The organism is Acidocella sp. MX-AZ02, assembly GCF_000306035.1.
Taxonomy (GTDB): Bacteria; Pseudomonadota; Alphaproteobacteria; order Acetobacterales; family Acetobacteraceae; genus Acidocella; species Acidocella facilis.
Genome location: NZ_JH976209.1, coordinates 507,657 through 515,619, shown reverse-complemented (window position 1 = coordinate 515,619; position 7,963 = coordinate 507,657). Strand labels below are relative to the sequence as shown.

The following is a 7,963-nucleotide window of genomic DNA, read 5'->3' as shown; positions in this document are numbered from 1 at the left end:
GTTAAAGCCAGTATTAAATTCTGAATGTCCCATCACTTCCTCCATTTGGCCACCATGGCTGAGGAGTGATTTGGGGATCGAAAGGCTACTGCGCAGCGGGACCGATTACTTCTTGAACGCTTTCCGACGATGCTTCCAGGAAGACAGGTCACTCCCCCGCTATTCATGCAAAAGGCGAACGAAACACCGCAGTTCGGCTCCAACAAGCGGTTATATTTTCCACCCAGTTGATCAACTCAAAGCGATCGGACAAGACGTCACCGCCAACCCGCCTTCGTAGTCAGTTGCAAACCTTGGCTGGAGTATCATCAGACCACATGTCGCGATGGATCTTCCATTCTCCGCCTTGTTTGATCAAGACGATGGTCTGCCTGCCACGTTCAATGATGTCGCCTTTGCCATTGTACATCTTCAGTTCGGAGATGCTGGCCGCAGCGTCGTCACCACCATAGATCTCGTAATGGTCGAACTTGGCGCGCGCCACGAGATCCGGCCGCAGGTTCTTCTCGAAATAAGCGAGGATTGCAGCCCGGCCGGAAATCGCTGTTGCGTTGGGCGGCAGGACTTTGGCGTCATCGGTATAAAGAAGAGAGATTGCCTTGAGATCACCCTTGGCAAGGTCAGCGGCAAACTGTTCGGTCACAGCCTTCACAGCAGCTTCGTCTGGCGAACGTATGGTGGCCGCAAAGGCTGAAACACATTGAAGAGCGAAGGCCATTAAGACCCCCAGGAGGTACGAGATAGGCTTTGTCTTTGTCATAGCTATTCCAATGATTAGAGTTTGTCGTGGAACTGGCTTCTGGTTTCAGAGCTGCGAGCAGCCGCCATCGACCACCAGCTCTGTCCCGAGGACGTATCGGGACTCATCGCTTGCGAGGTAGAGGACCGCGGCAGCGACCTCCTCGGCTCGGCCCATTCGCCCGAGGGGCACGGTCGAGGCGAACTGAACTTTGAAATTCTCCACCTCGGCTTCGGACAAGCCGAGCTTGCCCAGCAGCGGCGTTTCGATACCCCCGGGGGCGACCGCGTTAACGCGGATTTTACGGTCGAGCAGTTCAAAGGACCAACTGCGCGCGAGCGAGCGGACTGCGGCCTTAGCGGCGGCGACCAGCGACAGTCCATGCTTGCCTGTTTGATTGATAAACGAAGTTGTTAAGACAACTGATGCGCCTTCCCGAAGTACAGGCAACGCGGCCTGCATCGTGAACACGGCCCCTCTGACGCTTACGTCCATGATTGTTTCATACTGATGCCCGTCAATCGATTGGAGCGGCGTTGGGATGACGTAGCCGGCGTTCGCAAAGAGAATGTCGAGTCCACCAAATGCCTGCTGCGCTTGAGCAGTGACCGCTTGCATGGCCTCAATAGATCGAACATCAGCCGCAACGATGAGGACCCCGTCGCCAAGTTCTGCTCTGACATCATCGAAACGAGATTCGTTGCGGCCGGTAACGATAACGCGGGCGCCCTCCTTTAAGAAGAGCTTTGCGGTGGCAAGGCCGATGCCACTCGTGCCGCCAGTGATAAGTGCTGTTTTTCCTGAAAGTCGCATACCGAACTCCTCATACACAATGTGCAATAGATGGCTGCAGGCGCGCCCATCATTCGGCTCTAATTTAGTGATTTATAGCTTGTCTCAAAGGACGTATTTCCCTTAAAACAGGACATTATCTGCACCCAGCCTCTGATGGCGTAAAATAAGGGAAATATGTCCTTTAGGAAATATGGGCGAGACGCTAAGCATCCAGGTGCCCAGCAACCAGCCCGCTTCGCGGGACAGGATAGGAGACCCGATATGTCTAGAGTTTTTGATGAATCAACCAAGGAAAAACTGAGTGAGGAAGGCCGTTCGCGGCGGCAGGCGATACTTATGGGCGGTGTGGCGCTCGCCGCAGCCAGCCTTATTCCGGGAGGAGCGCACGCATCCGCGAGCGGTGAAGCTGGAAAGCCTATCGACTTTCTGTTCGCGATATACCCCAACGGAACACTTCTGGATTTTGCCGGGCCCCATGAAATTCTCACGCTCCTGCCTAACGTGAAGGTGCGGTTCGCAAGCCCGGCTGGTGGTCTTGTCACGCTGGAGAACGGTGTCGTCTTTGGACCGACTGAGAAGCTCGCTGATGTAGACAAAGTGGATGTGATTTGCGTTCCTGGCGGTCTCAATCTCTCAGCGATGATGAAACCAGAGATACTTGCGCACGTCAGCCGGCTGTCTGAGACCGCGCAATACGTCACGTCGGTCTGCACGGGGTCAATTATCCTGGCCGCCTCGGGCGTGCTGAAAGGGAAGCGCAGCGCGTGCCATTGGGCGTTCCTGAACGATCTCAAGAAATACGGAGCAATCCCTGATCCTGCACGCATCGTAACGGACGGCCGCTTCATGAGCGGCGGTGGTGTCACCGCCGGCATCGATTTCGGTTTAACGATAGCGGCTGCACTCCGGGGCGCCGAGGCTGCACAAGAGGCGCAACTGCTCGTCCAGTATGACCCGCAACCTCCATTCCATGCCGGGAACCCGTCTGATGCGCCACCGAAAGTTCGCGACGCGGTCTACAAAATGCTGCCCGGCTCGGAGTACGGCCTGATGCAACCGATTCTTTAGAACGGGGCGGGCACACGGCCCAGAATATTCGGGTCGCGTATCCCCCTCGGGGCCGCCGAGGGGGATACGCCATCAGCTAAACGGCATTCTCTTGACGCTTGGCGCGCCGAATTGCTTGTGGCGGATGGCCGTGCAACTTGACGAACGCCCGGCGCATCCGTTCCGGATCGGTGAAGCCTACGGCTTTCGCGATCTGCTCGATCGGCTCGGCCCCGCTTCGTAACCTGATGCTTGCCGCCTCGACACGTAAACGTTCCACTGCCTTGGCCGGCGTCTCGCCGGTCTCGCGCCGGAAAGCCCGCCCAAATTGACGGACACTCAGTCTAGCTGCTTCCGCCAACCTCTCGATCGGCAGCGGCTCTACCAGATGAACGCACGCGAACGCGAGCGCCATGCGGATACGGTCCGAGTCAGGTTCCATCTGCGACATGGCTGAAAACTGCGACTGGCCGCCGGAGCGGCGATAGGGCACGACAAGCTCACGCGCAACCTCGCGCGCAATTTCGGTTCCGAAGTCGATTTCGATCAGCGCCAGCGCTAAGTCGATGCCCGCCGAGATCCCTGCCGAAGTCCAGATGTTGTTGTCGGAGATGAAGATGCGGTCCGCCTCGACTCTGACCAGAGGATATCGCTGCTGGAGTTCTGGTGCGAGACGCCAGTGGGTGGTTGCGCGGCGGCCATCTAGAAGCCCGGCCTCGGCAAGCAAGAACGCGCCTGTGCAAACACTCGCCACGCGGGCAGCTCGCGCAGCGAGGTCCTTTGCCGCCGCGATGACACCAGGTTCTTGAAAAGGTCCGATGCCGCCGCCGACGAAGATTACCGTATCGAACGTCATGCTACGAAAAGGCTGTGTCTGAATGGGAACGCCTGCGCTTCCAACGACAGTGCCTCCAAACTCGGAAATCACCGCCAAGCGATAGGGGTTGCCTTCAACGAAGCCGTTCGCCTTTTCAAATGCAGCCAACGGCCCCGCGAGATCGAGAGTCTGGTGGTTAGGGCAAACGAAAAGGCCGATTTGGTGCATTGTCTTAATCTAAGGGAAATTTGCTTTATTGGCCACCGCTTTCTTTGTGACTTTGGTGTAAACCGGGAAAAATGCGCGCTCCTCGGCGTCAAGCAGACGCCGATCAGGACATAGTGCTGCGACTACAAGGCGTGCGGCGCAACTTCCTCACAAGGTTAGCCAAACCAATCAGCGTAAGGCGCAGCACATCATGAAGAAGCGGGACGACTTGGACGAATGCGGCCGCACCACCGGCGGCATTCGTCAAAATCCTTAGAATCGGCTTAAACCTTATATCCACGCAGGCCGTCGGCACGCGATATCCGCCCGACGTAGCCCAACTCCCGGCGCGCGGCGGTATCATCGATGCTGAATCCCCGACCGATCATGCGCATCATTGAACGAGAGATCGGCGGATCGTCCTCTCGCCGCATGAGCCTCCAAACCGCATCCATGACCCGGCCAATGGCAGATGCGAGCCAATAGGGCATGGAGCGCAGTTCATCGATCGACAAGCCCTGCACGTCCGCTAGCGACGCGATGAATGCGCGGAATGTCTGTTGTTCCCGATCAGCGATGAAGAAGGCCCGCCCGCCCATTTCGGATTGGAGTGCGATTTCGATGGCTTCAATCACATTGTCCACGTAGCAGGTCGAAAAAGCGTATTCGCCCCGGTCGATGAAGGCGAACTGCCCAGATTTTATCGCCCTGGGAAGTTCGCGGCTGAATGGATCACCGGGGCCCCATATCGCCGAAGGGCGAAGCGCGATCGTGCAAAAATCGGGTCTGTTGGCGGCCAGAACAAGCGCCTCGGCCTGCGCCTTGCTGGCGAGATAGGCGGAAAAATGGTTCGGGAATGTCGGCGCGCTTTCATCGGTGCCATTCGTAGGGCGCCCAGCTTCATCCATAATGATTCCGGCGGCGCTGATGAAGATGAAGCGTGTTGCACCTGCCCTCTCAGCAGCCGCAAGCAACGCGGCTGTGCCGTCCACATTGGTCCGAAAATAGGGTTCACGGGGGCCGGAAAACCGAAACAGGGCGGCCGCGTGCACGACGGCGTCAACCACCGGCAACGAGAGAGGCGTCGTGCTTTCCAGATCGGCGTCCACTGGCACCGCGCCCGATGCACGCAGCGCGTCGTGCGATACGACTGAGCGCGTCATGGCGAATACCTCATGGCCGGCCTGCGCGAGCTTAGCAATCAGGCGGCTGCCGAGAAACCCCGTGCCGCCGGTGACAAGAATCTTCATCAAGGCTCACCTTCCGTTCGAACGTTGAGGATGGATCTCATGGCCCTGCTGCGGATTTTACATAGGACCTAATGCTCGCTCCGCGTACTTGCGGGCGCTAGCAAAGCGTCGTTCAGTAATTTCCCGCGCTCGCGCACTGACGGTAATCAAGACATCAGCAGATGCCTTCGTAGGAGAGCCTGAGTCAAACGGTGGTTGGGGGTCGTAGGCCATGTAGAGCTGGAGTTCTTTTGCAACCTGATCTCCGCGAAGAAGTGCGGCCAAGATAAGAGAGCCGTCAATGCCTGAAGTAACGCCTCCGGCGCTCACGTAATTGCCGTCGATCACGACGCGATCAGCGCTTGGAATAGCGCCATACAACGGCAGCACTTCCATCGCTGTCCAATGTGTCGTTGCTTTTTTGCCATGCAACAAGCCGGCAGCACCGCAGATGAGAGCCCCGGTACACACCGAGTAAACATATAGGGCATGACTAGATTGCTTGCGGATAAATGTAAGAACTTCCTCATCTGCGGCGGCTTCTTCCTGGCCATACCCCCCGGGAATGAGCAGCACATCGAGTTGTGGTGCATCTTCGAAGGAGGTGTCGGGCACCAGCTGCATTCCCTGCATATCCCGAACAATATTTTTGTCCTTCCACAATGTGTAGAACGTCGAGTTTGGAATGCGCGACAGTGCTTCAAATGGGCCCGTGAAGTCACATTGGTCCAAATTTGGAAAGATCAGACCGCCAATTTTTAAGTGCCTATTCGCAGTAATCGCCTGCATATCCTTTTCCTCGTTGCAAAGACATCAACAATTGAGGCACGACAATACAACGGATACCGTCTCGCGTGATTTATGATCGATAGCGTCTTCCTTCACCGAAATGGAAAACGATGACGTTCATATGGATCCGGCGCGTAATACCTCAAAGGACATATAACCCTTATAAAGCGCCACTTCGATTTACAGAGTGCTCGAACCGGCGGCGCCTCCGACAAGAACTACCAGCTTGCTCGCCCCGCAAAAATGGCCAGTTTTGAGAACGGCTCGGCGCCGAATTCCACTGTTTCACTCGACATTTCTTTTTCGGGAGGAGAGCGGCGACATCGAGTGAGGTACGCATGATCCGCTCAGGGGCCGGGTGCCGCCGGCGACTCCATCAGCGCTATGACTTTATCGAACGGTGAGATAACGGCCCGGACCGTTCGTGCCGCTACCTCGGTGTAGAGCGCGGTGTTCTCGAGCTTGGTGTGGCCAAGCAGCACCTGGATGACGCGGATGTCGACGCCATCTTCGAGCAGGTGGGTGGCAAAACTGTACCGCAGCGTGTGTGGGCTGACATGTTTGCTGATCTGTGCGGCCTTTGCGGCAGTAGAAATAGCGGCGGCAAAGTGTACCACTGAACCGGCTGATTTGCGGCTGCTATGGCGGCGCAAAAGTGTACCGGTCCTGCTAGGCCGATTGATGCCCTTACTGGCATTGATTGGCTGGAAGGATGTTTAGAGTGGAACTTTATGGTGCCGTCCGGCGTGCTGTGATGGTTGATGGCCTGAACCACCGCGAGGTTGCGCGGCAGTTTGGGGTTCAGCGGAACACGATTTCCGAGATGCTGCAGTATTCGGCACCACCGGGCTACCGTCGGCGGGAATGGCCGGTTTCGCCGAAGCTTGGGCCGCATATTGCCTGGATTGATGCGGTGCTCGAGGTTGACTGCGGCGTTCACGCCAAACAGCAGCATACGGCGCAACGGCTTCGTAACCAACCCGCATAATGGCGATGCCTGGTATAGTGCGAGCCGTGCTGCGCAAATTGAGCCCACCTCTGACACGCTGGCGCTGCTCAGTGAGACCATGCGCCTGCTGCGCGTCTGCTGGCGACCCGGCCACCGTTATTTCAAGGCAGGCGTAATGCTGGCCAACCTCACCCCGGCCCGCCAGCAAGTGCAAATGTTCGCCACGCGCGATGCTGCCAAATCCGCCCGCGCCATGGCGGCCATTGATGCTGTAAACGCCCGCTTCGGCCGTGGCATGTTACGCACTGCCGCAACCGGCACAACGATGACTTGGGCCAGCCGCCAGGCCCGCCATTCCCCGCGCTACACGACCCGCGCTGAGGAGATGCTGGTGGCAAAGGCGTTTTGAGAACATCGATGAACAGCTGACCATATTTAAGCGGGGCCAAGCCCCAGATTGCGCACCCGCAAGGGGTGCGCTTTTTGGGCGATCCGCCAAGCGGATCGCTTTTCAGCCAAGCCTGCGCCCGGCTTTCAAAAAGCGGAGTCATATGCAGCATTTTTTGCGACGGTTCGACCGCCTCTAATCGGCATCCTCACCGAGCACCTTGGCTCTACCCACACCGCTATCACGCGCACTATTTCCGACAGTGGCTTTCGGCCTTCCCTTCGCGGTCTTCTTGCGCACGACGTTGATCGCAGCGGCATCGAGCGTGTTCTTCAGGTGGATGGCATAATGCTTCTCGATCATCTCGACGCTGGTGCGGCAATTTTTCGCCACCTGATAAATATCGGCACCCTCCATCAGCCGCATGCAGATATAGGTATGGCGCAAACTATACGCGGTCCGGGCCTTACCATCGCGGTCAATCTTCAGCCCCGCGCGCTCCAGCAGATTATTGAACAGCTTGATGTGATTACCCGGGAACACGAGGTCCGTCGGCTTCGGGTATTCCAGTTCCGGCACCACGGGTGCTGCGCTACCGGCTTTGCGCCGCAACTGCCGCTCGCGGCGTGACTCACCCTGCACGGGCTTGGCCCGCGCCAGCAGCCGCTCATACACCCGCACGGCGCCCGGCATGCTTTTGCAATGCCCCACACCACGCTTACCGCGCACCTCAATTTCCAGAATATCCGTCTTACCCGCTTCATCATTCGCAATCGTCACATCCCGGTGCTGCAGATTAAACGCTTCATCCGGCCGCAGCCCGGTATTGGCCATGAACAGCACAAAATCGTAGACCTGTTCGGCATTCCATCTGTAATGCGCCCGCTCTGGCGCTTTCGCATTGGCCCGCGCCGCTTCGTACAGCTGCTTGTATTCCTCAGGGCTGAACCAAGGCCGATGCGTGATTTTACCCTGGGTACGATAGGGCGGGGTCAGGTCCGGC

10 protein-coding genes are annotated in these 7,963 nt (G+C 57.6%); 3 read left to right on the top strand and 7 right to left on the bottom strand.

Annotation, left to right across the window (positions count from 1 at the left end; all coding sequences use genetic code 11):
• Positions 1-280: 280 nt before the first annotated feature.
• Both MXAZACID_RS14705 and MXAZACID_RS14700 read right to left on the bottom strand, forming a co-directional pair.
• Positions 281-718, bottom strand: a complete 438-nt coding sequence (locus MXAZACID_RS14705) for a DUF4440 domain-containing protein (RefSeq protein WP_168118447.1) — start codon at positions 716-718, stop codon at positions 281-283.
• Positions 719-805: 87 nt separating this feature from the next.
• Positions 806-1,570 (bottom strand): SDR family oxidoreductase, encoded by a 765-nt coding sequence (locus MXAZACID_RS14700; protein ID WP_240376681.1) that lies wholly within the window; start codon positions 1,568-1,570, stop codon positions 806-808.
• A 225-nt stretch (positions 1,571-1,795) separates the two neighbouring features.
• Between MXAZACID_RS14700 and MXAZACID_RS14695 the strand changes: the two genes are divergently transcribed.
• Positions 1,796-2,602, top strand: a complete 807-nt coding sequence (locus MXAZACID_RS14695) for a DJ-1/PfpI family protein (RefSeq protein WP_008495255.1) — start codon at positions 1,796-1,798, stop codon at positions 2,600-2,602.
• A 76-nt stretch (positions 2,603-2,678) separates the two neighbouring features.
• Here MXAZACID_RS14695 and MXAZACID_RS14690 read toward each other — a convergent pair whose 3' ends face one another.
• From MXAZACID_RS14690 to MXAZACID_RS14675, 4 genes are all read right to left on the bottom strand, one after another.
• Positions 2,679-3,626: a GlxA family transcriptional regulator gene (locus tag MXAZACID_RS14690; RefSeq protein WP_008495254.1), complete on the bottom strand. Its 948-nt coding sequence runs from the start codon at positions 3,624-3,626 to the stop codon at positions 2,679-2,681.
• Between the two features lie 263 nt (positions 3,627-3,889).
• Positions 3,890-4,855, bottom strand: coding sequence for an NAD(P)-dependent oxidoreductase (locus MXAZACID_RS14685; RefSeq protein ID WP_008495253.1), 966 nt, complete (start codon positions 4,853-4,855; stop codon positions 3,890-3,892).
• A 57-nt stretch (positions 4,856-4,912) separates the two neighbouring features.
• Complete coding sequence (locus tag MXAZACID_RS14680; protein ID WP_008495252.1) at positions 4,913-5,623, bottom strand: DJ-1/PfpI family protein; 711 nt, start codon at positions 5,621-5,623, stop codon at positions 4,913-4,915.
• Between the two features lie 347 nt (positions 5,624-5,970).
• Positions 5,971-6,240: a tyrosine-type recombinase/integrase gene (locus tag MXAZACID_RS14675; RefSeq protein WP_008495251.1), complete on the bottom strand. Its 270-nt coding sequence runs from the start codon at positions 6,238-6,240 to the stop codon at positions 5,971-5,973.
• A 104-nt stretch (positions 6,241-6,344) separates the two neighbouring features.
• Between MXAZACID_RS14675 and MXAZACID_RS19440 the strand changes: the two genes are divergently transcribed.
• Together MXAZACID_RS19440 and MXAZACID_RS20505 are read left to right on the top strand one after the other, a co-directional pair.
• Positions 6,345-6,611, top strand: a complete 267-nt coding sequence (locus tag MXAZACID_RS19440; RefSeq protein WP_168118432.1) for a hypothetical protein — start codon at positions 6,345-6,347, stop codon at positions 6,609-6,611.
• A complete protein-coding gene (locus MXAZACID_RS20505) occupies positions 6,532-6,981 on the top strand; it encodes a DUF4113 domain-containing protein (RefSeq protein ID WP_083878804.1) in 450 nt (149 codons plus the stop codon). Before MXAZACID_RS19440 ends, MXAZACID_RS20505 begins: the two co-directional genes overlap by 80 nt.
• A 174-nt stretch (positions 6,982-7,155) precedes the next feature.
• On the opposite strand, the gene MXAZACID_RS14665 is transcribed toward MXAZACID_RS20505, so the two are convergent.
• Positions 7,156-7,963: site-specific integrase (locus tag MXAZACID_RS14665; protein WP_008495249.1), on the bottom strand; the 808-nt coding region annotated here is incomplete at its 5' end.

Bases quoted from the DNA above. Each gene is read 5' to 3' on its own strand.
- MXAZACID_RS14705 (WP_168118447.1), bottom strand. From the start codon at position 718: ATGGCCTTCGCTCTTCAATGTGTTTCAGCCTTTGCGGCCACCATACGT.
- MXAZACID_RS14695 (WP_008495255.1), top strand. From the start codon at position 1,796: ATGTCTAGAGTTTTTGATGAATCAACCAAGGAAAAACTGAGTGAGGAA.
- MXAZACID_RS14690 (WP_008495254.1), bottom strand. From the start codon at position 3,626: ATGCACCAAATCGGCCTTTTCGTTTGCCCTAACCACCAGACTCTCGAT.
- MXAZACID_RS14685 (WP_008495253.1), bottom strand. From the start codon at position 4,855: ATGAAGATTCTTGTCACCGGCGGCACGGGGTTTCTCGGCAGCCGCCTG.
- MXAZACID_RS14680 (WP_008495252.1), bottom strand. From the start codon at position 5,623: ATGCAGGCGATTACTGCGAATAGGCACTTAAAAATTGGCGGTCTGATC.
- MXAZACID_RS20505 (WP_083878804.1), top strand. From the start codon at position 6,532: ATGCGGTGCTCGAGGTTGACTGCGGCGTTCACGCCAAACAGCAGCATA.